We start from the raw sequence: 24,953 nt of genomic DNA on the forward strand, positions 1-24,953 counted from the left end.
AGGGGCTCTTGCTGTGCTGCCCGTCAGGACGGGCGGGTGCAGAATGACAATGCTGTGAACAAGAGTCAATCAGCGGCTGCTTCCTTGCGGGAAACCTGTACAGGGGTCCGGGTGGTGTTCCAGGTGCCTGCTGCCTGCGGGATCCGGCGGTAGCCTCGCCCTGCTTCGTTGTCACCATTTCAACAGTACGCATACAGTAGGTGCAATAGACATGGCATTGAGTGGTCGATCTGACTAATCACAGTTGAATTTGTAGACAGGAAGTGGTCATTTTGCAGGAACTCGATGCGACAGACCGTAGGATCATCGCCGCGCTTGATGAGGATCCCCGCGTCCCCATCATGGTCCTCGCCCAGAAACTTCACCTGGCGCGCGGCACGGTCCAGTCGCGGCTGGAGCGGATGACGGCATCGGGCGCATTGCGCGCCAACAGCAGCCGCGTGCTGCCCTCGGCACTTGGCCGGGGTGTGGCCGCCGCTGTCAGCGCCGAACTCGATCAAAGCCACCTCAACGAAGCCATCGCGGCCCTACGGGAGATCCCTGAGGTACTCGAATGCCATGCACCCGCGGGCGATACCGATCTCATCATCAGGGTGGTTGCCAAGAGCCCGGATGACCTCTACCGCGTCTCGGAGGAAATCAGGCTCTGCCCGGGAATCGTGCGTACGTCCACCAGCATGTTCCTACGCGAAGTGATTCCCTACCGGACAACCGGGCTGCTGAAGGAATAGCGCTCAGACCGGCGGTCCGATATTGGTCTTCAGGTTCTTCATCACCAACGTTGAAGTGAGTCGCTCAACAGCCGGGAGGGCTGCGAGTTCGTCGTCATAGAAGCGTTGATAGGCAGGGAGGTCTGCCGCGATGACCTTCAACAAGTAGTCCGGCGAGCCGAACAGCCGCTGCGCCTCCACAATGTTGGGGCTTGCCGTCACGCGCTCCTCAAACTCCGCCATGATGGTGCGCTCCACCTGCCGGAGCGTGACGAACACAATTGCCTCGAATCCGAGCCCCACCGCTGCTGGATCGACGTCCGCGCGATACCCGCGGATAACTCCCGAAGCCTCCAGATCCCGGAGCCGGCGATGGCACGGAGCAACCGTCAATCCCACCTTCGATGCCAAGGCAGTGGCGGTCATTCGGCCATCCTCTTGAAGGTGGCGCAAAATACTTCTGTCAATGTGGTCAATCACGCAATGATCTTACCCGGATTGAAGGTTTTGGGGATAAATCAGGGAACACTTATCGGGCGATTTTCCTTAGAGTTTTCCTACCACTAACCCTCTGGAGAGATCGTGAACCCACAGCTGTTCCTCGCCTTCATGCTCGTCGCAGTCTCATTGGCCTGCACCCCCGGCGTCGACTGGGCTTACTCGATCTCGGCTGGACTTCGCCAGCGCAGCTTCGTGCCCGCTGTCGCCGGATTATGCAGCGGATATGTGATTCACACCGTGCTCATGACGGCAGGTCTGGCAGCCCTGCTGGCGGGAGTGCCAGGCCTGCTGGGGTGGCTCACGGTTGCCGGCGCCGCGTACCTGTTGTGGCTTGGCTTCGGGACCATCCGTTCCTGGCGAGGGGCCAGCTTTAGTGCGGAAGGCGCCGTCGTGCAGTCCGGAAACCAGCTCCGCACGTTCTTCCAAGGCATGGGCACCAGCGGCATCAACCCCAAAGGCCTGCTGTTCTTTGTGGCGCTGGTGCCGCAATTCGTCAGCCCGGAAGCCGCACTGCCTGTTCCTGTTCAGTCCGGGTTGCTGGGATTAACGTTCGTGATCCTCGCCGGCCTGGTGTACACCGGGGTCGCACTGACCTCGCGGAAACTGCTCGCTTCACGTCCAGGCGCAGCACGCGTGGTGACGCTGGCAAGCGGGATCATCATGATCGGGCTGGGAGCAGTGCTGTTGACGGAGCAACTCCTTCCCATCCTGATGCGGGGCGCGTAGCAGGGGCCGGCCCCGGAACCCGCTGGAACCTAGGCGGCCAGTACCTCATCGAGTCGCTCGTACCCTTCGATCACGCCGTAATTCATGCCTGTGGCGAGGGCCATGTCACGCGCTTCCACCGATGGGTAGACCTCGTGGACGACGATCCTGGTGCGACCGTCAGTTTCCTCGAACCTGGTGGTGCTGATGCCCACTTGGCCAGGGGCCCCGTCGAATTCGAAGGTCATGATGATCAGCTCATCGGTGTCCACGGTGTGGAAGACCCCGCGGAATCCGTACATCGCGTTTTCGTGGCCACTTTCGTAGTGCCAGCTGCCGCCCGTGGTGGCGTTGTATTCGGTGACGTTCAGTATCGCGTCCCGCGGACCAAGCCACTTGGCCAGGAGATCCGGGTCCACGTGGGCCTTGAATACCGCGCTGACTGGCGCATCGAATTCTCGGACAGTATCGACGAACGGAACGCCGTCATCAGCAGTGATTGCTGTTGGATTGCTCATTTCAATTCCTCTTCATCTTGTGGTTGTGACCCCTGGAGGACCCCGTGGCCGGACTCGACCAGGAGTTCGTCGAGCAGCCGGAAGCGACGCTCGGCGATCAGTCGATATTGGCCTATCCATGCCGTCAGCTCTTCGAGGGCGGCTGCATCCAGGTGCACGGGCCTGCGTTGGGCATCACGGGACCGGGTCACCAGCCCTGCGTGCTCCAGGACCTGGATGTGTTTTGAGACGGCCTGCTTGGTGATCGCAAAGGGCTCCGCCAATTCGTTGACCGTTGCGTCTCCCCGGGACAGACGGGCAACGATTCCCCGCCTGACGGGATCAGCAAGGGCCATGAAGGCCTTGTCCAGAGCGTCTGGATCCATAACCCTGCGCGACCTTTCTTTGTCAACCAAATGCTTTATCAATCACTTGGTTGATTACAAGACTACGCTTGCATCAGGGCGTGCACAATGCCTTATTCCCCGCTTAGCTGCCTGAAGTCGTTCTCCCACAAACGGCGCATCTCGGCGTCCTTGCGGATCACTTCCAAGGCCTCCAGCTCTGCCGGCGGGGCGGGGCGTTTGGAACGGGGAGTCAAGGTCCGGCGGCCCTGGTCCAACGCCAGAAGGGCGCGGTCCGTGAGGGCATCATTGCGCAAGGCCAGGCTGGTCTTCCTGCGCCGAAGGACCTCCTTCAGCGCCGCCTGCGCCGATTCAAAGTCGCCACGCGCCCGTTGCGATCGAGCCCGGATCAGGAGCAATGCCGCCGAGAGATCATCCGTATTCAACAGCCCCTCCGTACACATCACCACATCCCGGTGCCGGCCCAGAGCAAACGCTGCGGTGCAGCGCGCCAGAGCAGAAGGCAACGACGGCGGCAAACCCACCACTGCTTCCAACGCCGACTCGATCATTCCCATCTCCCGAAGGCAATGGGCCAACGCGAGGAACACGGACTCCTCGCTGAACAAGACCGGGACTTCAATGCGTTCGGCCACCTCAACCCGGGTGACCACCTGCCCAAGGTAGAGAGCCGAGAACTGGCTCGCGTCGTCGTCGATCCTTGTTGTTAAGCCGCGCCGCAACAACTCAGACGCCCGCAGATAGCCGCCGTGTTTGTACGCCAACAGCCCCGCCATCACGTAACACAAGCCCGCCCACCCCGGATAGACCCGACCCAGGGAGATCAGCCGGTCAGGCTCAGTAGAGGTGAAAACGGCCTCGTGCATTGCCTTTGCCTGCTTGGTGGACAGGCGCTTCAAACGGGGAACATCGCCCAGCACGGAAAGGCGGGCAGGATCCCGGCCAGTCAGGACGCCGGACAACACTTCACCCACGCCGTCGGCCAATCCACGGACGGTCGTGCGCACATATCCTTCGCGGAAGGGAGTGAGATCCCGGGTGTCATGGAAGATTGATTGGAAATCGCCGTTGGGAGCCTGGCTCATGAACCCATGCTAACTGCCACCTGACTGGCCATTCCCCTGCAATTGGAGGCATTTCAGGAGTATTATGGCGGCGTCGGCAAGGTTTTCCGACACCCTTGCCGCGGGACGGCTCTCCATGAGAAGAGCCGTGTAACTGCGTGAAAGGGAGGACTTCATGACCACCGCTTCGCACCCCACCGAACACCATCATGCGATGGGGTTGACTCTTCACAACACCGCCATGGGCGTTGGCATTGTATTTCTGCTCGTGGGTGTTCTGGGCTTCATCCCGGGTATCACCACCAATTACGGCGCCATGACCTTCGCGGGACATGAATCCGGCGCCATGCTGCTTGGTGTGTTCCAAGTATCCATTCTCCACAACATCGTCCATCTGCTGTTTGGTGTAGCCGGTTTGGCCATGGCCAGGACAGCACGCATGGCTCGCCTCTTCCTCATTGGTGGCGGCGCCGTATATCTCGTTCTGTGGATCTACGGCCTGATCATCAACCAGGAAACGGGCGCCAACTTTGTTCCGTTCAACACCGCTGACAACTGGCTGCACTTTGTTCTTGGCGTGGCCATGATCGGTCTGGGTGCTTGGCTGGGCAGGGATGTCATGGACGAGACAACGGCGGCACGGCGGAGGATGTAACGTCGCGGACGTCGGTTCAACGAACGACGGCGGTCGGACCCTTCGTGGGGACGGTCGCCGTTCTTTTTTGTCTCGGCCGAGATGGCATTTAATGCCAATCCTTGGCTCTCGGATTGGCATTAAATGCCATCTCGGCGGGGCTCAGCGTGGTGCGCGCCCACCAAGGCGCGTGGTGACCTTGGCGGCGGCATCGGCGCAAGCTTCACCGAGACTCGTAAGCGTATCCTGCGAGACGCGGAACTTTGGCGCGGGGATGAGCACGGACGCCACAATGTTTCCCCTGTGGTCATAGACGGGCGAGGCCACGCCCACTTCCTCGATGGACGTTTCGCCAAAGTTCACCGTCCAGCCGCGCTTCGTCGAGTCCTCAAGCCGCTGCAGGTACGCCTCCACGGCTTCTTCATCGAGGCCCGGAAGAGTGACCGCACCGCTCCTGAGCAGATTCCGGACGCGATCCTTGTCTTCCGCGGCCAGGAAGACCTGAACAGAGGAACTGAGTGCCTCGTTGTAACGCACGCCCAAAGGGGCCAGGTGCTTGACCTGGTGCCGGCTGGGGATCTGCTCCACACTCATGGATTCAGTGCCGTTCCAGACCATGAGCGCGCTGGTCTCCCCGGTTCGCTCGGTCAATTCAAGCAGTACCGGATACGCCACGCGCCGCTCTTCGAGTTCCGCCAGGAGTGGGCCCGCCATGGCGATCATTCCCAGCCCCAAGCGGAACCTGCGCGAATCGACGTCGCGCTCCACCAAATGCTCTTGCTCCAACGTGGCCAGGATGCGGGAGACCGTGCTCTTGTGCAGGCCAATGCGCCCTGCGATTTCAGTTACCCCCAACAGCGGCTCTTCGGCACTGAAACTGCGCAGGACCGCGATGGCGTTGACAATGACCGAGGTACCTTTGGCTTCGCCGTTGCCTGAAACGTCGCTGGATTCCGTGGGAGTCATGGGTTCACTATATTTGGCTGAAGCTCACGGACAGGGACAGGGTTCGGCCGGTGGACGCCGTGCACTGCGTCCACCGGCCGGATCACCTAGGCTCCGATGATGTTGTACTCGGGGCCGAACGGGAACTTGGTGATGTTCTCCGCACCGTCTTCACCCACCACCAGGATGTCGTGCTCGCGGTAACCGCCGGCACCCGGCTGGCCGTCCAACACCGTAATCATCGGCTCCATGGAAACCACCATGCCCGGTTCCAGCACCGTATCGATGTCTTCACGAAGTTCAAGGCCTGCTTCGCGTCCGTAGTAGTGGCTCAAGACGCCGAACGAGTGGCCGTAGCCGAACGTGCGGTTGGCCAGGAGCCCGTGACCGATGTAGATCTCGTTGAGCTCGGCGGCGATGTCCTTGCAGACCGCGCCGGGCTTGATGAGTTCCAGGCCCCTCTTGTGGACCTCCACGTTGATGTTCCACAGTTCCAATGAGCGGGCGTCCGGTTCGCCATAGAACAGGGTGCGTTCCAGTGCCGTGTAGTAGCCGCTTGTCATAGGGAAGCAGTTCAGGGACAGGATGTCGTGTTCCTGGATCTTCCGCGTAGTTGCCCAGTTGTGCGCGCCGTCGGTGTTGATACCGGACTGGAACCAGACCCACGTGTCACGGATTTCGGAGTCCGGGAACGTGCGGGCGATCTCGTGGACCATGGCTTCGGTGCCGATCAGAGCAACCTCGTACTCGGTGATTCCCGCCGTGATGGCGCTGCGGATGGCCTCTCCACCGAGGTCGCCGATGCGGGCGCCATGCTTGATGACTGCGATTTCTTCGTCCGACTTGATCATGCGCTGGCGCATCGCAGCCTGGGCAACATCCACCAGCGTTGCTCCGGAGAATGCGGCCTGGATCTTGTTGCGGTTATCCAGCGGCAGGGAGTCATCCTCGACGCCGATGCGGCGCGGGTTGATGCCGCGGGTGCGCAGGACTTCCTGGATGGCGTGGATGTAGTTGTCCCGGCGCCAGTCCGTGTACACGAGGTTGTCGCCGTAGCTGCGGCGCCAAGGCATACCGGCGTCGATATTTGCCGTAATGGTGACGGTGTCATCCTTGGTGACCACCATGCCGTAGGAGCGGCCGAAATAGGTGAAGAGGAAATCGGAGTAGTACTTGATGGAGTGGTAGCTGGTAAGGATGACGGCGTCGAGGTCTTTCTCGGCCATGATGTTGCGAAGTCCGGCGAGTCGACGCTCGAACTCTGCATCGGAGAAGGTCAGGGAAACCTTCTCGCCGTTGTTGAGGACCTTGAGTCGATCGAGCTTGGCCACATCGTTGATGGCCTCGTTCTCGGTGATGGTCATGGTGTTCCTTTCAATGGGTTGGTTGGTTTCAGTCCTGCTGCAGTGGCTTCTTGGAAGTCTCGGCGGCGAACAGGACTGCGATGAGGGAAACAAGGGCGGCAGCCACGAGGTACCAGCCGGGGGCCAGTTGATTGTGGGTCATGCCGATGAGGAGCGTTGCCATGAACGGCGCAGTACCGCCGAACAACGCGTTGGAGAGGTTGAAGCTGACAGCGAATCCTGTGTAGCGGACCTTCGTCGGGAATAGTTCGGCCAGGAAGCTCGGCAGGGTGCCGTCGTTGAGGGTCAGCATTCCGCCCAGCAGGATCTGGACCAGCACGATCACCAGGAAGTTGCGAGTATCCAGGAGCATGAACGCCGGGACCGTCAGCACCACGAACAGTACAGACGCCGTGATGAGCATGCGCTTGCGGCCGAACTTGTCCGACGCGATGCCGGTCAGGAAGATGAAGCCGATGTAACTTGCCAGGGCGATGGTGGTGGCAAGGAACGATTCCGCTGCTCCGAAGCCCAGTTCCACGGACAGGTATGTGGGCATGTAGCTGAGGATCACGTAGAAGCCGACGGCGTTCAGCAGCACTGCGCCCGTGGCGATGATGAGCTGCTTGCGGTAGGTCTTGAACATCGCCAGGGCCGGAGCCTTGACAGGGGTCTCCTTCTCGGACAGTTCACGGAACGCAGGGGTGTCCTCGAGCTTGGTGCGGATGTACCTGCCGATCAAGCCCATGGGCGCCGCCAACAGGAACGGCAGCCGCCAGCCCCATTCGTTCAGCTGTTCCGGCGTCAGGACTGAACTCAGCAAGGCCGCCAGCAAGGAGCCCAGCAGGAGACCCGCTGCGGTACTGGCAGGCACGACGGCGGCATAGAGTCCGCGACGATTCGACGGCGCATACTCCACCAGGAAGGCGGACGCGCCGGCGTACTCCCCTGCAGCGGAGAAACCTTGGACCACCCTTACGAGCAACAGCAGGATCGGGGCCATGACCCCGATAGTGGCGTAGCCGGGAATCAGGGCGATGCAGAACGTGGCCACCGACATCAGGACGATCGAGAGCGACAACGCCTGCTTCCGGCCCAGCCTGTCTCCGATGTGGCCCCAGATGAATCCACCAAGCGGCCTTACGAAGAAGCTGACGGCGAAGACACCGAAGGTCGCGAGAAGGGCTGTCTGCCGGTCCGACTCGGGGAAGAAGACGGTCGAGATGATGCCGGCCAGGTATCCGTAGACGGCGTAGTCGAACCACTCAACGAAGTTGCCGATGAAGCTTGCGGTGACTACGCGTCGGCGCGTGTCCTTGCTGACTGTGTGAATGGGGCCGGCTTCGGGAGAAGTGCCGAGTCCACCATTGGACTGATCTCCCGGAACGGCTGCCACAGAGGAAAGTTCATTACTCATGTGTCCACCAAGAATATTTGGGGTTGCATTAGAAGCAACGCTGTTGCACCAGACTACGTGTGGGCCGCGTCACGGTCAAGAGTGTTTTCAAAAGTCATCTTGGGGCTTGTTGAGCGTTCCGGGTATGTTCAACGCTCGCGAACCCGATCCAGTGGTTGTTGCAACTGAAGCGACTGAGTTGCACCAGTCGCCCCGTCCATCGGATGTTCTCTCACATCCAGCGGCCCTTTTCCGGACGCTCTCTCACATCCAACGGCCCATTTCGCGACGCTCTCTCACATCCAACGGCCCCTTTCCGGACGTTCTCCCACATCCAACGGCCCCTTTCGCGACGCTCTCTCACATCCTGCGGGCCATTGCGGGACGTTCTCTCACTTTCATAAAGAAAGCCCGACGCAGGACACCCACGGTGACTGCCGACGTCGGGCTTTAGCGCGTGACAGCGAGTCAGACGCCGCCGCAGGATTTGAGAGAACATCCGCCAAGAGACCGTCGGACGTGAGAGAGCATCCGCCAAAAGACCGTCGGAAATGAGAGAACATCCGCCAAAAGACCGTCGGACGTGAGAGAACATCGGCCAAAAGACCGTTGGACGTGAGAGAACATCCGCCAAAAGACCGTTGGATGTGAGAGAACGTGCCGGCGGCGGAGCCGGCGGGGGCTCTAGAGGACCTTGCGGATCGTCTCTTCGAAGCTGACTACGTGGTGCAGGGCAAGTTCGGCGGCGCGGTCTTCGTCGCCATCGGCGATGGCTGTCAGCAATTCCGCATGCTCGGAGATGTGGCCTGAGACGGAGGGCATCCGTTCCAGCATGTAGCACCAGATGCGGGTAGCCAGGTTGTCATACCGGATCAGGACGTCTTCCAGGTGTGCGTTCGCGGAGGCCTTGTAGATCAGGCGGTGAACCTGGATGTCGTAGCGCATGAGTTCCTGGGAGGAATTGTCCTGGCCTTCAAGATCGCGAATTGCGCCAGCGACAGCGCGGAGTTCTGAACGCATTGAAGCGCTGGCCATGCGGGCGGCCTTCCTGGAGGCGAGTGGCTCCAGGAGCTCGCGGATCTCGGAGACCTCAGCGAGCTGGGTGATGTCCACGCCCGTGGCAAACGTCCCACGCCGCGGGTAGGAGACCACCAGGTGGTCGCTTTCGAGACGCTTGATGGCTTCGCGGACGGGTGTGCGCCCAATGCCGAGCTCGGCAGCAATCTGGCCATCGTTGATGGGGTCGCCGGGCTTGATGTCCAGCATGATGAGCCTGTCGCGCAGGAGCAGGTAGGCGTTCTCCGCCAGGGACGAACCCTGTGGAGCTGATTCCAGTGCTTCCAATGCTGCGCTCATTGCTCTCTCCCGTTGTCGCCAATCCAGTTTGGGTGGATTGCCGCAGACCTGTTGACGACCTTGTGATCTTCAACATACTATGGCAATAGTTCTAATATATCAGTTGCCTAACAGTCGGCCACTAGACAAGCTTTTGAAGGAGAACACCATGGTTGAACCGCTGATCCGCCCGCTCGCACAGGCGGACCCGGAGGTCGATCAGGCGATCGCCCTGGAACTCATCCGCCAGCAGTCCACGCTGGAAATGATCGCCTCTGAGAACTTCGCCCCCACGGCCGTCATGGAAGCACAGGGCTCGGTCCTTACCAACAAGTACGCCGAGGGATACCCGGGCAAGCGCTACTACGGCGGCTGCGAACACGTTGATGTGATCGAACAGCTGGCCATCGACCGCCTGAAGTCCCTGTTCGGCGCAGAATTCGCCAACGTCCAGCCCCACTCCGGCGCCCAGGCAAACGCCTCGGCAATGCACGCACTGATCACCCCTGGCGACACCATCATGGGCCTGAACCTCGCCCACGGCGGCCACCTGACGCACGGCATGCGCATCAACTTCTCCGGCAAGCTGTACAAGGTTGTCCCGTATGGCGTCCAGGAGGACACACACACCATCGACATGGCCGAGGTGGAGCGCCTCGCCCTGGAAAACAAGCCGCAACTGATCGTGGCCGGCTGGTCGGCATACTCCCGCCACCTGGACTTCGCAGAATTCCGCCGCATCGCGGACCTCGTGGGCGCCTACCTGATGGTGGACATGGCCCACTTCGCGGGTCTCGTCGCCGCAGGCCTCCACCCCAGCCCGGTGCCGCACGCCCACATCGTCACCAGCACCACCCACAAGACCCTGGGCGGTCCCCGCGGTGGCGTCATCCTGACGAACGACGCCGACATCGCCAAGAAGGTTAACTCAGCCGTCTTCCCCGGACAGCAGGGTGGCCCGCTGGAGCACGTCATCGCAGCCAAGGCCGTAGCGTTCAAAATGGCTGCCGAGCCGGAGTTCAAGGAACGCCAGGTCCGTGTACTTGAGGGCTCCAAGATCCTGGCCAATCGACTCCTCCAGGACGACGTAGCAGCAGCCGGCATCTCGGTTGTCAGCGGCGGAACAGATGTTCACCTGGTGCTCGCGGACCTCCGCCACTCCGTCCTCAACGGCCAGCAGGCCGAGGACACGCTGCACCACATCGGCATCACGGTCAACCGCAACGCCGTCCCCTTCGACCCCCGCCCGCCGATGGTTTCCTCGGGCCTGCGTATCGGCACCCCCGCCCTCGCCGCCCGCGGCTTCGGCGCTGAGGACTTCACGGAAGTCTCGGACATCATTGCGACGGCGTTGATCGCCGCAGCGAACAGCGGCACCAACGGCGAGGGAACCGAAGCAGGCACCGATGGTGACGTCACCCTTGACGATGCGACCGCCGTCGAACTCCGCCGCCGCGTGAGCGCGCTGGCCGACAAGTTCCCGCTTTACCCACACCTCAGCAACGGCAAGGACGCCGCAGCTGAACTCGAAGAAATGATTGGAGCAGCCCAGTGAGCGCGGACCACCTCCCCGAACACCCCGACTTCCTCTGGCGCAACCCGGAACCAAAGAAAAGCTACGACGCCGTTATTGTCGGCGGCGGCGGGCACGGCCTGGCCACGGCCTACTTCCTGGCCAAGAACCACGGCATGACCAACATCGCCATCCTTGAAAAGGGCTGGCTGGCCGGTGGCAACATGGCCCGCAACACCACCATCATCCGGTCCAACTACCTCTGGGACGAGAGCGCTGCGATTTACGAGCACGCCCTCAAGCTGTGGGAAATCCTGCCGGAAGAGCTGGAGTACGACTTCCTGTTCAGCCAGCGCGGCGTGATGAACCTGGCCCACACCCTGGGCGATGTCCGCGAAAGCATGCGCCGCGTGGGCGCCAACCGCCTCAATGGTGTGGACGCAGAGTGGCTGGAGCCGGACCAGGTCAAGGAACTCTGCCCCATCCTGAACACCAGCGACAACATCCGCTACCCCGTCATGGGCGCCACGTATCAGCCGCGTGCAGGCATCGCCAAGCACGACCACGTGGCCTGGGCCTTCGCCCGCAAGTGCGATGAACTCGGCGTGGACATCATCCAGAACTGCGAAGTCACCGGCTTCATCAAGGACGGAAACCGGGTTACGGGCGTCAAGACAACCCGTGGCACCATCAACACCGAAAAGGTAGGCCTCTGCGCCGCAGGCCACAGCTCGGTCCTTGCCGAGATGGCCGGGTTCCGCCTCCCGATCCAGTCCCACCCGCTCCAGGCGCTCGTGTCTGAACTGCACGAGCCTGTCCACCCCACGGTGGTCATGTCCAACCACGTCCACGTGTATGTGTCCCAGGCACACAAGGGTGAACTGGTGATGGGCGCTGGCGTGGACTCCTACAACGGCTACGGCCAGCGCGGATCGTTCCACGTGATCGAGGAGCAGATGGCAGCCGCCGTGGAGCTCTTCCCGATCTTCGCCCGGGCCCACGTGCTCCGGACCTGGGGCGGCATCGTGGACACCACACTGGACGCCTCGCCCATTGTTGGCCTCACCCCGGTGGAGAACATGTTCGTCAACTGCGGTTGGGGAACGGGTGGCTTCAAGGGCACTCCTGCGGCTGGCCTGACCTTCGCGCACACCATCGCAACCGGCGCCCCGCACAAGCTCAACAAGCCCTTCGCCCTGGAACGCTTCGAAACGGGAGCGCTCATCGACGAACACGGCGCCGCAGCCGTGGCCCACTAGTAAGGACGGGAAAAGACATGCTTCTCATTTCATGCCCCAACTGCGGGCCACGCGACGAAACCGAATTCCACTACGGCGGCCAGGCACACGTTGCCTACCCGGAGAACCCGAACGAACTCACCGACCGCGAGTGGGCCGAGTACCTGTTCTACCGCGAGAACACCAAGGGTGCATTCGCAGAACGCTGGGTCCACAGCACAGGCTGCCGCCAGTGGTTCAACATGCTGCGGGACACCGTGACTTACGACATCCACTCCATCTACGCGATGGGCCAGCCCCGCCCGGATACAACCGGCGAGTACGGCCAGGCCGGCGGAGCAGGCCTCGCCCCCGGCGCCCCCACCACCCCGACGGCCACTGCCGCCCCCACCTCCTCGGAAGGAGTCTAGAAGTGACCAGCAAGAACGCACGCCTCGCCACTGGCGGACGCATTGACCGCAGCATCGCTTGGCGCTTCACTGTGGACGGCCAGGAATTCACCGGCCACCCCGGCGACACCATCGCCTCGGCGCTGCTGGCCAACGGCCACATCAACGCAGGCAACTCCCTTTACGAGGACCGCCCCCGCGGCATCATGGCCGCCGGCGTGGAGGAATCCAACGCCCTGGTCAAGATCGCTCCCCGCTTCCCGGGCCACGTCGCCGAATCCATGCTCCCCGCCACCGCCGTTTCACTCGTGGACGGCATGAACGTAGAGCTTCTCTCCGGTTTGGGCAAGCTTGACCCTGCCGAGGACAAGGCTGAGTACGACAAGAAGTACGTGCACACGGACGTCCTGGTGGTCGGCGGTGGTGTTGCCGGCCTGGCAGCCGCCCGTGAAGCAGTCCGCACCGGCGCCCGCGTCATCCTGATCGACGACCAGCCCGAACTGGGCGGTGCACTGCTCTCCGGTTCCACGGCCGAAGGCCTGCAGGAAACCATCGAGGGCAAGCCTGCCCTGGAATGGGTTGCCGACGTGGAAGCCGAGTTGGTCTCCGCCGAAGAATGCACCGTGCTGAACCGCACCACTGCCTTCGGTTCCTACGATTCCAACTACTTCATCGCAGCGCAGAACCGCACGGATCACCTGACCGTTCCGGCCGCGCCGGGCGTTTCGCGTCAGCGTATCTGGCACATCCGCGCACAGCAGGTTGTCCTGGCACCGGGTGCCCACGAGCGTCCGCTGGTCTTTGAGAACAACGACCGCCCGGGCATCATGCTCGCCTCGGCTGTCCGCACGTACCTCAACCGCTACGCGGTCGCGGCCGGTTCACGCGTCGTCATCAGCACCACCAACGACTCCGCTTACCTGCTCGCCTCAGACCTGAAGGCAGCAGGCGTGGCAATTGCCGCCGTCGTCGATGCCCGTCCGCAGATCAGCGCGAAGGCCGCTGCCGCCGTCGAGTCCGGTATCCGGGTCCTCATTGGCAGCGCGGTTGCTGACACGAGCGCCGATGACAAGGGCCGCCTCAGCGGCGTCACCGTCCGCAGCATTAACGACGACGGCGAGCTCACCTCGGGCGTCGAGCAGATCGCCGCAGATCTCCTTGCTGTTTCCGGCGGCTGGAGCCCGGTGGTGCACCTCCACAGCCAGCGCCAAGGCAAGCTGCGCTGGGACGACGAGCTCGCAGCGTTTGTTCCGTCCACGGTGGTTCGGGACCAGCAGGTTGTTGGCGCAGGCCGCGGCAGCTACGAACTCCAGGACTGCCTCGCAGAGGGCATCTCGGCTGGAGCGGCAGCATCCATCGCTGCTGGTTTTGAGTCCGCAACCACCCCGGTGGACCTGCAGGCACCTGTGGCTAGTGCGCCGACACGGCAGCTGTGGCTGGTTCCCGGCCAGGAAGGCGAACCTGGCGAGTGGCACCACCACTTCGTTGACTTCCAGCGTGACCAGTCCGTGGCTGACGTCCTTCGCTCCACGGGCGCCGGCATGCGCTCGGTGGAACACGTGAAGAGGTACACCTCCATCAGCACCGCCAACGATCAAGGCAAGACCTCCGGCGTCAACGCAATCGGCGTCATCGCCGCTGCGTTGAAGTTCGGCGGCGCGGAAAGCGTTCCCGGCGTCGGCGAGATCGGCACCACCGCCTACCGCGCACCGTTCACCCCGGTCGCATTCGCCGCTTTGGCAGGCCGCCAGCGCGGGGAGCTTTTCGATCCCGCCCGAGTGACCTCCATCCACCCGTGGCACGTTGCCCAGGGTGCGCTGTTCGAAGACGTCGGACAGTGGAAGCGCCCTTGGTACTACCCGCAGTCCGGCGAGGACATGGACACGGCAGTCCTGCGTGAGTGCGCAGCAGTCCGCGATTCCGTGGGCTTCATGGACGCAACCACGCTGGGCAAGATCGAGATCCGCGGCACGGACGCCGGCGAATTCCTGAACCGTGTGTACACCAACGCCTTCAAGAAACTCGCACCGGGATCCGCACGCTACGGTGTCATGTGCACCCTGGATGGCATGATCTTCGACGACGGCGTGACCCTGCGCCTGGACGAGGACCGCTACTTCATGACCACCACCACCAGCGGCGCTGCCAAGGTGCTGGATTGGCTGGAAGAGTGGCACCAGACGGAGTGGCCCGAACTGGACGTCGTCTTCACCTCCGTCACGGAGCAGTGGAGCACCATCGCCGTCGTTGGTCCCAAGTCCCGTGCAGTGATCGCGAAGGTTGCCCCGCAGCTCGCCGAAAACGGTGGCCTGGATGCTGAAGCCTTCCCGTTCATGACCTTCCGCGAAACCACGCTGGCATCGGGAGTGCAGGCACGCGTTTGCCGTATCTCCTTCTCCGGTGAACTGGCCTACGAAATCAACGTTCCGTCCTGGTACGGGCTGAACACCTGGGAAGCCGTTGCCGCCGCCGGTGCTGAGTTCAACATCACCCCGTACGGCACGGAAACCATGCACGTGCTCCGCGCCGAGAAGGGTTACCCGATCGTCGGGCAGGACACCGACGGCACGGTCACCCCGCAGGACGCCGGCATGGACTGGATTGTTTCCAAGGCCAAGGACTTCATCGGCAAGCGCTCCTACCTCCGTGAGGATGCCAAGCGCGAGGACCGCAAGCACCTGGTGAGCGTCCTTCCCGTGGACCACTCGCTGAGGCTGCCCGAAGGCACGCAGCTTGTGGAGAAGGGCATCCCGGTCAACCCGGCGTACGGACCCGTCCCCATGGAGGGCTTCGTAACTTCGAGCTACCACAGTGCCGCTTTGGGCCGATCCTTCGGCCTGGCCCTGATCCAAAACGGCCGCAACCGCATCGGCGAGACCCTCGTGGCCTCGGTGGGAGACCAACTGGTGGACGTGGTTGTTGGCGAAACCGTACTTTTCGATGCTGAAGGGACCCGCAAAGATGGCTGAAACAGCAACACCAGCAGAAACCGCACACGTCGACCGCGTACGGGGTGCCCGCCGCAGCCCGGCCGAGCACCTCGCTGACGCCTTCACTTCCGGCTCAGTGCCGGGCACGGTGACGCTCAAGGAAATCCCGTACCAGGCCATGGTGGGTATCCGGGTTGAGCGAACGTCCGACGCCGGTGCCCGCGTCGCTTCCATCACCGGCGGCTTGCCTGCCACTTGTGGTGAAGTGACGGACGCCGGTTCCGTGAACACACTCTGGCTTGGCCCCACCGAGTTCCTGGTAGTCGCTCCGGAGGAGTCCCACGACTCACTCGGCGGCTCCTTGGTCAGCGACCTGACCACGGCACTGGGCAACGATGAAGGTCAGGTGGTGGACCTGTCCGCCAACCGCACCACGTTCGAGCTCTCCGGCAGCCACGCCCGCGCTGTGCTCGAAAAGACGTGCTCGCTGGACCTTCACCCCCGCGTCTTCAAGGCCGGCACCGCCGTCTCAACGGAGCTCGCACACATCCCCGTGATGCTTTGGAAGACCTCGGATGAGAACTACCGGATCTTTCCCCGGGCCTCGTTTGCCGATTTCCTGGGACGCTGGCTTCTTGATGCCATGCGGGAGTACGCCTCCCCCGAGGTCCCCTAATGGCACTGAGTGTGCTTGACCTGTTTTCTGTTGGCATCGGGCCGTCGTCGTCACACACGGTCGGCCCGATGCGGGCGGCAAAGCAGTTCACGGACGGTCTTGAATCGTCCGGCCAGCTTCCGGCCACGGTGCGCGTCCAGGCTGAGCTCTTCGGCTCCCTGGGCGCCACCGGCCGGGGCCATGGCTCCGACAAAGCCGTGGTGCTGGGGCTGCAGGGCCAATCACCCGAAACTGTCGACACCAAAACGGCTGATGACCAGGTGGCCGCGGCTGCCCTCGACGCCGAACTGCGCCTGGGTGGCGACCACCGGGTGGACTTCAACTGGGACGAGGACGTGGTCCTCCACCGCCGCAAGTCCCTTCCGGCACACCCCAACGGCATGACGTTCCGGGCACTGGACCACACCGGGGCAGTACTGCGTGAGCGCAGCTACTACTCGATCGGTGGCGGCTTCGTGGTGGATGGGGACGCCACGGGCACGGACAAAGTGGTAGCCGATGACACCGTGCTCCCCTACCCGTTCTCCACTGCTGACGAGTTGCTCGCTATTTGTTCACGCGAGGGCATGTCGATTTCCGATGTCATGCTGGCCAACGAACTGGTGTGGCGATCCGAGGACGAGCTCCGCGAGCGGCTCCTCAGCATCTGGGCCGTCATGCGCGAATGCGTGGACAACGGCTGCTCTGCCGAGGGGATCCTTCCTGGAGGTCTGAAGGTCAGGCGACGGGCGCCGTCGTTGTTTAAGAAGCTTTCAGAAACCGACGCCGAGCTGAACGGCAAATCCTCAGCGGACCCCTTGCTCGCCATGGAATGGGTGAACCTGTTCGCGTTGGCCGTCAACGAGGAAAACGCGGCCGGCGGCAGGATCGTCACCGCGCCAACCAACGGTGCCGCCGGAATTGTGCCGGCCGTGCTGCACTATTACACCAAGTTTGTTCCGGGGGCCAACGACGACGGTGTCGTGCGGTTCCTGCTCGCGGCAGCAGCCGTCGGAATTCTGTTCAAGATCAACGCGTCCATTTCCGGCGCCGAAGTTGGCTGCCAGGGTGAGGTGGGTTCCGCCTGCTCCATGGCCGCCGCTGGTCTTTGCGAGGTTCTGGGCGGTACGCCGGAGCAAGTGGAGAATGCGGCCGAGGTGGGCATCGAGCACAACCTGGGCCTCACGTGCGATCCCGTAGGCGGGCTGGTGCAGATCCCGTGCATCGAACGCAATGCCATCGCCAGCGTCAAGGCGATCAACGCTGCCCGCCTGGCCCTGCACGGCGATGGCAGCCACAAGGTGTCCCTGGACAAAGCCATCAAGACCATGCGCGAGACAGGCGCCGACATGAAATCCAAGTACAAGGAGACCTCCCGTGGAGGCCTCGCCGTCAACGTAGTGGAGTGCTAGCCATGACTGCCATCCAAACTGAAACCTCTGTTACCCCTGCCGGAGAAACCACCGTGGAGCACGTCCTTACCCTGGATTGCCCTGAAGGTCCCGGAATTGTGCACGCTGTGTCCGGCTTCCTGCTGGAGCATGGCTGCGACATCATCGACAACAAGCAGTTCGGTGACCGCGCCGAGGGCCACTTCTTCATGCGGGTGCACTTCGCTTCCTCCGGTGACGAATCAACCGTGGACACGCTGCGGGCTGCGTTTTCCCCAGTGGGCGAGAAGTACAACATGAACTGGCAGCTGGAACGCCAGGGCTCCAAGCGTCGCGTGTTGATCATGGTCTCGAAGTTCGGGCACTGCCTCAATGACCTGCTGTTCCGTGCGCGGATCGGTGAGTTGCCGATCGATGTGGTGGGCGTCGTGTCCAACCACACGGACCACCAGGGCTTGGCTGAGTGGCACGGGATTCCCTTCTTCCACGTCCCTGTCACCGCCGCGACCAAACCTGCGGCGGAAGCGCGTTTGCTGGACATCATCGACGAGTTGGACGTGGAACTCGTTGTGCTGGCCCGGTACATGCAGGTGCTCAGCGACGATCTCGCCCGCAAGCTCGACGGGCGCGCCATCAATATCCACCACTCGTTCCTGCCGAGCTTCAAGGGTGCCAAGCCGTACCACCAGGCTTACGCCCGTGGAGTGAAGACCGTGGGCGCCACCGCCCACTACGTCAACGGCGAGCTGGACGAGGGCCCGATCATCTCCCAGCAGGTGGTTGAGGTGGATCACACGTTCGGACCGGACGATCTCGTAGCCGCCGGTCGGGACACGGAGTGCAAGGCCCTCAGCAACGCCGTTCGTTGGCACTGCGAAGGGCGGATCATCCTGAATGGGAACAGGACGATTGTGCTGAAGTAAGGCCTTGCGCGCCCCATTTCGATGGTCCGCTACGCATTAGACGTATTAAAACGTCGTGTGCGCAGCGGGCCGTCGTTTTGGCGTTTAAGGGTTCTGCAGGCGAGCCAACCGCGCAGCCACATGCAGGGCCGCGAGCCGTCCCGTTCCCCGCGGATCTCCCCCACACAGCTCGAAGATCCGCTGCAGCCGATGGTGCATGGACTGCCGTTCCAGGTGCAGATCCCGTGCGGCTTGGGCTGTGTTGCAGCCGGTGTCCAGCCAGACGGTCAGCGTCCGGAGGAGCTCGGATCGCCGCAGTTGGTCATGCTCGACGACGGCCCCCAGCTGCCGCTGAACGAACCCTTCGCGGGTGGCCGGGTCAAGATGTTCCTCGGCGAGACGTTCCACGGCGAAAGCTTCAGCATCCACCACGCCACCTTCCGCCAAATCCAGGTCCAAGGTCCGGCGCGCCTCGGCCAGCGACCACGGGGCCTCATCGATCCCCTTGCCCACCGGGCCAAGCGCTATCGCAGAACCGGCCGGCGTCTCCAGGGTCCTGAGCGCGTCCATCAAGGCAGTCCGGGTGGCAGCGCCATCGCCAACGGACACGAGTGCGATCAGCTCCGCGTTATCTGCATAGCTGGCGCTGTGCGGCACGTTCGCACGCAGCAATGCATCCAACGCCGAGCGGAGATGCCCCGCACCCGTGGAGCGGATCACCAGCGCAGCAACAGGGCCATCGGCGGGAAAACCCGACGCCGGCCCGAGCTGCTGGAGCTGCCACGATTGGCTCCCGGAATTGATGGCCCGCATCAGTTCGATGCCCGCCAATTCCTTCAATCCCGGCGGCATCCGCTGCAACAGGGCCAGGCCAAGAATGTCCACGGACCGCTCTCCCGCCACGCGCGCGAGGCCGCTGTCGCCGTCGTCGGGCACTCGCAGCTCCAAGCGGGCGGCGAGGACGCCACGCACAGGCACATCAACTGTGATGAGCCCGCGGTCCTCCACCGGCGGCGCTGAGCCTGGTGCGGAACCTGCCGCGGAACCTGCTGCGGAACCCAGGGTAAGGCCCGACGGCGATACCAACCGCGCGCTGGCACCCGTCCTTTCTGCCAGGACAGCCAGAAGTTGGTCAAGTCCGCCGCCATGGGCGAGTTCGGCGGCCATCGCGTGGCTGGTTTGGTCGCCGCGTTGAAGCTGTTCGACGGACTCGCTGACCAGGAGTGAGTTGATCTCCTGCATGACGGCGACGAACGGTACAACGTGACGCAATTCAATAACGGGTAGTCCTGCGGCTTCGGCGGCTTCCAACATAGGACCCGGAACCTCGGGCAGTGTCGGTCCGGTTTCCAGGGCCAGTGCGGCTATCCCGCGGGCTGCCAGCTCCCGGACGTATTCGGCTTGCCGCCCGGCGCTCTCAAGGGCAAGCGCCTGGCCGCCGCTGAGGAGCAGCTCGCCGCCGCTGAGGAGCGGAGCGATGTCCAAAACCTCGCTGGAGTGCACCCAACGGACGGGGCGGGTCAGCGCGTCCGCCACTGAATTAAGCAGGCGTGGCTCAGCGGCTTTGAGGCTTTCACGTTCCAAAGCTTGGCCCAGAAGGATAGGCATGACACTCCGTATGGTCGAATGCAGTTTCTTTAGACACATCGTATCTTGTTGCTGTGATCTGTGGCACATACGCTGAAAGAGTCCCTTTCACACACGGAGGCTCCCCCTCATGCAAGACAACCTCTCCCCTGCTTCACCCCAGCCAGGCTCATCGCAGCCAGGCTTGACGCAGCCAGGCGCATCGCAGTCAGTTCCGGCAACGGCGCCGGCCCATGACAGCGAAGCCTGGCTGCAGCCCATCCCCGAGTCAGACCGCACGCGCAAGGTCTCGGGCCAGTTCTGGATCTGGGCCGGCGCCAACCTGGCCCCTATCAACTGGGTGCTGGGCGCACTCGGAATCCACCTCGGCCTCGGCTTCGCCGACACTGTGTTTGTGCTCGTCCTGGGCAACCTCATCGGCATGCTGCTGTTCGGCTGCTTCGTCCTCCTCGGCCAAAAGACCGGTGCCACCGGCATGGTCCTTGCCCGGGCCGCGTTCGGCCGTCGCGGCAACTATCTCCCCGCCGCCATCCAGGCTCTCCTGGTCATCGGCTGGTGCGCGGTCAATACGTGGATCATCCTGGACCTGGTCATGGCGCTCTTCGGAACGCTGGGTTGGGTGGACCCCACTGAAAAGAACTACGCCTGGAAGATCGGCGTGGCCACCGTCATCATGGCCGCCCAGGTTGCCATCGCCTGGTTCGGTTACAAGGCGATCGCCGCTTTTGAAAAGTGGACTGTTCCGCCCACCATCATCATCCTGGCCGTCATGTCCGCCGTGGCATGGTTCGGTATGAAGATCGACTGGGGTTACGCAGGTCCGGCCGGCAACATTCTTGAAGGATCCGAGCGGATCGCGGCGATGAGTGCGGTCATGACTGCCATCGGCATCGGCTGGGGCATCACCTGGTTCACCTACGCGGCGGACTACTCGCGCTTTGTCAGCACCTCGGTTCCCAAGCGCAAGGTCTACCTGGCCTCGGTCCTTGGCCAGTTCATTCCCGTGGTCTGGCTCGGTGTCCTCGGCGCGAGCCTTGCGACAAACAGCGGCGAGATCGACCCCGGCAAGCTGATCGTCCAGAACTTCGGAGTCCTTGCCCTTCCCGTCCTCCTCATGGTGTTGCACGGCCCCATCGCCACCAACATCTTGAACATCTACACCTTCTCCGTGGCCACGCAGGCCTTGGACATCAACATCAATCGCCGCAGGCTCAACCTGTTCGTGGGCGTCTTCTCGCTCCTCGCCGTGGTGTTCTTCATATTCCAGGAGGACTTCGCCTCCGTACTGGACGCCTGGCTGATCGGCCTCGTGGCGTGGGTAGCAGCCTGGGGCGGCGTCATGTTGGTGCACTATTTCTGGCTGGAGAAGCGTTGGCCGGGCAAGGTGGAACGGCTCTTCGATGGCGTCGGCACACGCCGCCTCCCCGTGATCAACTGGGCCGGCATCGTCTCCCTGTTGGTTGGCATCTTCTGCACCTGGCTGTTCATGTACGGGCTGATACCCGTAATGCAAGGCCCCATCGCAGTGGCACTTGGTGGCTGGGATCTCTCGTGGCTGGCCGGCGGACTTACCAGCGCGGCAGCCTACGCCATCCTCGGCCCGCGGGCGCACCGGAAGTACGTCCTCGCGGACGAAAACCACGTCTCCGCCACTGCGTCGGCCGCATCAGTTACTCCCGTCGTTCCCGAAAGGACCACAGCATGAGCCAGCCCGCCTTCGCCGACTCCCTGCACCCGATCACCTGGCCAGAGGGCTTCAAGGCCGCCGCGTCCTTCACCTTCGACGTCGATGCCGAGTCCTGCACCATCGCCCACGATCCGTCCAGCACCCGGCGCATGTCACTCATGAGCCACCAGTCCTATGGCCCTAAGATCGCAGTCCCGCGGCTCCTGCAGATCCTGGATCGCCAGGACATCAAGGGAACGTTCTTCATCCCCGGCTTCACCGCGGAGAGCTACCCGGACGTGGTGCGCAGGATCGCTGATGGTGGGCACGAAATCGCCCACCATGGCTACCTTCACGAGCCCATGCAGGGAATCGACGCCGCAACCGAAGCCAGTTACCTGGACCGCGGTTTGGAAGCTCTCGCGAACGTCGCCGGTGTTCAACCCGTGGGCTACCGGGCTCCGTGGTGGGAGTTGAACTGGCAGTCTCCCGCGCTGCTCGCGGACCGCGGCTTCCTGTATGACTCAAGCCTTCTCGACGGGGATGCCCCCTACCGCATGTCAGTGGCCGAGGATGATCCCCGGGACATCGTGGAGATCCCTGTGGACTGGGCCCTGGACGATTGGGAGCAGTACGCGTTCTACCCCGGCATCACGGGCAGCGGGGTCATCGAAAGCCCGGCCAAAGCCTTGGAAATGTGGACGCTCGAGGCCCAGGCGCACCACGCCCAGGGCAGCTGCTTCGTCCTGACCAACCACCCGTTCATCTCCGGCAGGCCGTCCAGGGCTGTCGCGTTGGAGCAGCTGATCGAACGGGTCAAGGGCCTCGAAGGTATGTGGGTCACCACGCTTGCTGAGATCGCACAGCACACGAAGGATACGGTTCAGGAAATCCATACCCACGCCCGGATCGACGTCCCTTTGTTCCCAGGAGCCGGTGCTTCATTCCGTCCAGCCCAGGTGCGGGTACCCAGCCTCCGCTAGTCCCCGCCGAGATGGCAAAAGATGACAATCCCACGGCCTGGGATTGTCATCTTTTGCCATCTCGGTGAACTAGGACAGCCACACCCCGATGACCCACGTGCTCGCGGCGGCACATGCGAGGCCGAACTCCACGAGAATCCCGATGCCGGTGGCCTTGAGCGCGGCGCCGCTTGAGCGGACGGCCGTACGGAAATCACGGGTCCGCTGGACCTCGCTCAGCAAAAGCCCGACGGCAAACCCCACCAGGAGCCCGATCACTGGAATCACGAACATCCCCACGACGCCAAGGACTATCCCAATCAACACAGACCTGTTGGGAATCCCATGCTGTTTCAGCTTTCGCCCTGTGAGCACGGCACTGGCGGCCATCCCTGCCACCACGAACACCATGCCGATGGCGAAGATCACCCAGCCGAGCGTTCCCGCGCCACCCCAAATGGCCCATGCGAGCAGGCTCGCCCCAATGAGGATGCTTCCCGGGAGGACAGGGATGATGGTTCCGGCCACACCCACGGCAATGGCCAGGCCGCAGAGGATGGTCACAACGAGTTCGGAATTCATGGCCCAAGTCTAGGTGCGGCCCCTCCCCCCAACGTGCAACGCGAGGTCACTTACGGCCCATCCGACGGGGCAACATCGGCCGTAAGTGACCCCGCGTTGCTCCTTAACAAACCGACGACGGCGACGCTCCCCTGCCTGGGAGTCGTCGCCGTCGTCGGTTTTTAGTTGGTTACCGCTACTCGGTCACGGCTGCGGCAACTGCCGCGGTGACAGCCGGTGCTACACGGGCGTCCAGGGGGCTCGGCACGATGTAGTCAGCGGAGAGGTCTTCCTCGGCCAGCTCTGCGATGGCTCGTGCAGCGGCGATCTTCATTGCCGGCGTGATGCGGCGGGCCTTGGCGTCGAGCGCGCCGCGGAAGATGCCGGGGAAGGCCAGCACATTGTTGATCTGGTTCGGGAAGTCGCTGCGGCCGGTGGCGACAACTGCCGCGTACTTCTGGGCAACCTCGGGGAGTACTTCGGGGTCCGGGTTGGACAGCGCGAACACGATCGACTGATCGTTCATCAACTTCAGGTGCTCTTCGTCCAGCTTGGAGGAGGAGACGCCTACGAAAACGTCGGCGCCGGTCAGCCCCTCGCCGGGACCACCTGTGACGCCGCGGGGGTTGGTCCGCTGCGCCATGCGGGCCTTGACGCTGCCGGGATCGGCCACGAGGTCGGCACGGTCAGCGTTGACCACACCCTTGGAGTCGAGCAGGATGACGTCCTCGATGCCAACAGCAAGAAGAATCTCGGCGATGGCAATGCCGGCGGCACCTGCGCCCGAGACAACTACTTTAAGGCCGGAAAGTTCGCGCTTGGTCACCTTGGCAGCGTTGGTCAGGGCCGCGAGAACCACGACGGCGGTGCCGTGCTGGTCATCGTGCATGACGGGGCAGTCGAGTGCTTCGATGAGGCGCTCTTCGAGTTCGAAGCAACGCGGCGCGGAGATGTCCTCGAGGTTCACTGCACCGAAGCTCGGGCGGAGGCGGACCAGGGTCTCGATGATCTCGTCCACGTTGGTGGTGTTGAGAACCAGCGGGATGGAGTCGAGGTCGCCGAAGGACTTGAAGAGGGCAGACTTTCCTTCCATGACCGGGAGGGAAGCGCTGGGGCCGATGTTGCCCAGGCCCAGTACGGCGGTGCCGTCGCTGACGACAACAACCAGGCGCTCAGCCCAGGTGTGGGTGCGGGCAAGCTCGGGGTTGGCGTGGATTGCGCGGCTAACCTGGGCGACGCCCGGGGTGTACGCGATGGAAAGGTCACGCTTGTTGTTCAGGGGAACGGTGCTGGAAATCGTCAGCTTGCCGCCCTCGTGTGCTGCGAAGATCTCTTCTTCGCTCAATACCAAGGCGTCGTTGTCAGTAGCGATTGTCTCAATGGACACGTCTTTGTCTCCTCAGGCTAGCCGTGGACCCACGGCATGGTTCGGGCAGGAACAGAACTGCTGGTTCGGACCAAGGGTGGCTGGCCCGGAAGGTGCATCTGCAGGTTGGGCTGCTAGCCGCTTCGGTCTTTCCAGCGTAGGGAAGCCCGGAGGGTACAAGATTCAATACCAAGAGAGACGATTCGAGAGTAAAACGTTTATGCAGATCTAAAAGTGACTCAGCTCACGCGAAAAAACGCATTCTCAGGGGCCGGTGGTCTAGACCGGAAGAGCTATA

23 protein-coding genes are annotated in these 24,953 nt (G+C 62.8%); 12 read left to right on the top strand and 11 right to left on the bottom strand.

Translation table 11 applies throughout. The annotated features are described in order from the left end of the window. Window positions 1–272: 272 nt before the first annotated feature. Window positions 273–731, top strand: coding sequence for an Lrp/AsnC family transcriptional regulator (locus J2Y41_RS08915; RefSeq protein WP_223937668.1), 459 nt, complete (start codon window positions 273–275; stop codon window positions 729–731). Between the two features lie 3 nt (window positions 732–734). Here the strand turns inward: J2Y41_RS08915 and J2Y41_RS08920 are convergent, their stop codons facing one another. After that, entirely contained in the window at window positions 735–1,190 is a 456-nt protein-coding gene (locus J2Y41_RS08920) for an Lrp/AsnC family transcriptional regulator (RefSeq protein WP_224165640.1), read from the bottom strand. A 102-nt stretch (window positions 1,191–1,292) separates the two neighbouring features. On the opposite strand from J2Y41_RS08920, the gene J2Y41_RS08925 reads away from it, so the two are divergent. After that, window positions 1,293–1,937 (top strand): LysE family translocator, encoded by a 645-nt coding sequence (locus J2Y41_RS08925; RefSeq protein WP_309928097.1) that lies wholly within the window; start codon window positions 1,293–1,295, stop codon window positions 1,935–1,937. A gap of 29 nt (window positions 1,938–1,966) precedes the next feature. Here the strand turns inward: J2Y41_RS08925 and J2Y41_RS08930 are convergent, their stop codons facing one another. From J2Y41_RS08930 to J2Y41_RS08940, 3 genes are all read right to left on the bottom strand, one after another. After that, a complete protein-coding gene (locus J2Y41_RS08930) occupies window positions 1,967–2,434 on the bottom strand; it encodes an SRPBCC family protein (protein ID WP_309928098.1) in 468 nt (155 codons plus the stop codon). Continuing rightward, the gene (locus J2Y41_RS08935) at window positions 2,431–2,799 is read right to left on the bottom strand and encodes a metalloregulator ArsR/SmtB family transcription factor (protein ID WP_309928099.1); all 369 of its coding nucleotides are present in this window, start codon (window positions 2,797–2,799) and stop codon (window positions 2,431–2,433) included. The genes J2Y41_RS08930 and J2Y41_RS08935 overlap by 4 nt, the downstream gene beginning before the upstream one ends. A gap of 92 nt (window positions 2,800–2,891) precedes the next feature. Beyond that, entirely contained in the window at window positions 2,892–3,863 is a 972-nt protein-coding gene (locus tag J2Y41_RS08940) for a hypothetical protein (protein ID WP_224093453.1), read from the bottom strand. Window positions 3,864–4,017: 154 nt separating this feature from the next. On the opposite strand from J2Y41_RS08940, the gene J2Y41_RS08945 reads away from it, so the two are divergent. Beyond that, window positions 4,018–4,497: a DUF4383 domain-containing protein gene (locus J2Y41_RS08945; RefSeq protein ID WP_224093452.1), complete on the top strand. Its 480-nt coding sequence runs from the start codon at window positions 4,018–4,020 to the stop codon at window positions 4,495–4,497. Window positions 4,498–4,638: 141 nt separating this feature from the next. Here the strand turns inward: J2Y41_RS08945 and J2Y41_RS08950 are convergent, their stop codons facing one another. The 4 genes from J2Y41_RS08950 to J2Y41_RS08965 all read right to left on the bottom strand — a co-directional run bounded on the left by J2Y41_RS08950 (window position 4,639) and on the right by J2Y41_RS08965 (window position 9,516). Continuing rightward, entirely contained in the window at window positions 4,639–5,442 is an 804-nt protein-coding gene (locus J2Y41_RS08950; RefSeq protein ID WP_309928102.1) for an IclR family transcriptional regulator, read from the bottom strand. 86 nt (window positions 5,443–5,528) lie between these two features. Next, window positions 5,529–6,785 (bottom strand): aminopeptidase P family protein, encoded by a 1,257-nt coding sequence (locus tag J2Y41_RS08955; RefSeq protein ID WP_309928104.1) that lies wholly within the window; start codon window positions 6,783–6,785, stop codon window positions 5,529–5,531. Window positions 6,786–6,813: 28 nt separating this feature from the next. Continuing rightward, complete coding sequence (locus tag J2Y41_RS08960) at window positions 6,814–8,181, bottom strand: MFS transporter (protein ID WP_309928106.1); 1,368 nt, start codon at window positions 8,179–8,181, stop codon at window positions 6,814–6,816. 663 nt (window positions 8,182–8,844) lie between these two features. After that, window positions 8,845–9,516, bottom strand: a complete 672-nt coding sequence (locus tag J2Y41_RS08965) for a GntR family transcriptional regulator (RefSeq protein WP_309928108.1) — start codon at window positions 9,514–9,516, stop codon at window positions 8,845–8,847. A 148-nt stretch (window positions 9,517–9,664) separates the two neighbouring features. Here J2Y41_RS08965 and glyA point away from each other — a divergent pair, with 148 nt between their 5' ends. The 7 genes from glyA to purU are packed head-to-tail and all read left to right on the top strand — an operon-like array spanning window position 9,665 to window position 18,534. After that, window positions 9,665–11,050: a serine hydroxymethyltransferase gene (gene glyA, locus J2Y41_RS08970; protein WP_309928110.1), complete on the top strand. Its 1,386-nt coding sequence runs from the start codon at window positions 9,665–9,667 to the stop codon at window positions 11,048–11,050. Further along, window positions 11,047–12,267, top strand: coding sequence for a sarcosine oxidase subunit beta family protein (locus tag J2Y41_RS08975; RefSeq protein ID WP_309928111.1), 1,221 nt, complete (start codon window positions 11,047–11,049; stop codon window positions 12,265–12,267). Before glyA ends, J2Y41_RS08975 begins: the two co-directional genes overlap by 4 nt. A gap of 17 nt (window positions 12,268–12,284) precedes the next feature. Next, entirely contained in the window at window positions 12,285–12,656 is a 372-nt protein-coding gene (locus J2Y41_RS08980; protein WP_224093433.1) for a sarcosine oxidase subunit delta, read from the top strand. A gap of 2 nt (window positions 12,657–12,658) precedes the next feature. Further along, window positions 12,659–15,604, top strand: coding sequence for a 2Fe-2S iron-sulfur cluster-binding protein (locus J2Y41_RS08985; RefSeq protein ID WP_309928112.1), 2,946 nt, complete (start codon window positions 12,659–12,661; stop codon window positions 15,602–15,604). Next, window positions 15,597–16,241 (top strand): sarcosine oxidase subunit gamma family protein, encoded by a 645-nt coding sequence (locus tag J2Y41_RS08990; protein ID WP_309928113.1) that lies wholly within the window; start codon window positions 15,597–15,599, stop codon window positions 16,239–16,241. The genes J2Y41_RS08985 and J2Y41_RS08990 overlap by 8 nt, the downstream gene beginning before the upstream one ends. Next, window positions 16,241–17,632, top strand: a complete 1,392-nt coding sequence (locus tag J2Y41_RS08995) for an L-serine ammonia-lyase (protein WP_224093426.1) — start codon at window positions 16,241–16,243, stop codon at window positions 17,630–17,632. Before J2Y41_RS08990 ends, J2Y41_RS08995 begins: the two co-directional genes overlap by 1 nt. 2 nt (window positions 17,633–17,634) lie before the next feature. After that, window positions 17,635–18,534 carry a formyltetrahydrofolate deformylase gene (gene purU, locus J2Y41_RS09000; RefSeq protein ID WP_309928115.1) on the top strand — a complete coding sequence of 300 codons (900 nt, stop codon included), beginning with the start codon at window positions 17,635–17,637 and terminating at the stop codon, window positions 18,532–18,534. Window positions 18,535–18,618: 84 nt separating this feature from the next. Here purU and J2Y41_RS09005 read toward each other — a convergent pair whose 3' ends face one another. After that, window positions 18,619–20,121, bottom strand: a complete 1,503-nt coding sequence (locus J2Y41_RS09005) for a PucR family transcriptional regulator ligand-binding domain-containing protein (RefSeq protein WP_309928117.1) — start codon at window positions 20,119–20,121, stop codon at window positions 18,619–18,621. Between the two features lie 109 nt (window positions 20,122–20,230). On the opposite strand from J2Y41_RS09005, the gene J2Y41_RS09010 reads away from it, so the two are divergent. Together J2Y41_RS09010 and J2Y41_RS09015 are read left to right on the top strand one after the other, a co-directional pair. Continuing rightward, the gene (locus tag J2Y41_RS09010) at window positions 20,231–21,805 is read left to right on the top strand and encodes a cytosine permease (protein ID WP_309928118.1); all 1,575 of its coding nucleotides are present in this window, start codon (window positions 20,231–20,233) and stop codon (window positions 21,803–21,805) included. Next, window positions 21,802–22,749 carry a polysaccharide deacetylase gene (locus tag J2Y41_RS09015; RefSeq protein WP_309928119.1) on the top strand — a complete coding sequence of 316 codons (948 nt, stop codon included), beginning with the start codon at window positions 21,802–21,804 and terminating at the stop codon, window positions 22,747–22,749. Before J2Y41_RS09010 ends, J2Y41_RS09015 begins: the two co-directional genes overlap by 4 nt. A gap of 69 nt (window positions 22,750–22,818) precedes the next feature. Here J2Y41_RS09015 and J2Y41_RS09020 read toward each other — a convergent pair whose 3' ends face one another. Together J2Y41_RS09020 and J2Y41_RS09025 are read right to left on the bottom strand one after the other, a co-directional pair. Beyond that, on the bottom strand, window positions 22,819–23,310 hold the full coding sequence (locus J2Y41_RS09020) for a DUF456 domain-containing protein (RefSeq protein WP_309928120.1): 492 nt from the start codon (window positions 23,308–23,310) through the stop codon (window positions 22,819–22,821). A 175-nt stretch (window positions 23,311–23,485) separates the two neighbouring features. Continuing rightward, window positions 23,486–24,676, bottom strand: a complete 1,191-nt coding sequence (locus tag J2Y41_RS09025; RefSeq protein WP_224165655.1) for an NADP-dependent malic enzyme — start codon at window positions 24,674–24,676, stop codon at window positions 23,486–23,488. Between the last annotated feature and the right edge of the window lie 277 nt (window positions 24,677–24,953).

It is taken from the genome of Arthrobacter sp. 1088 (genome assembly GCF_031455315.1).
GTDB lineage: Bacteria > Actinomycetota > Actinomycetes > Actinomycetales > Micrococcaceae > Arthrobacter.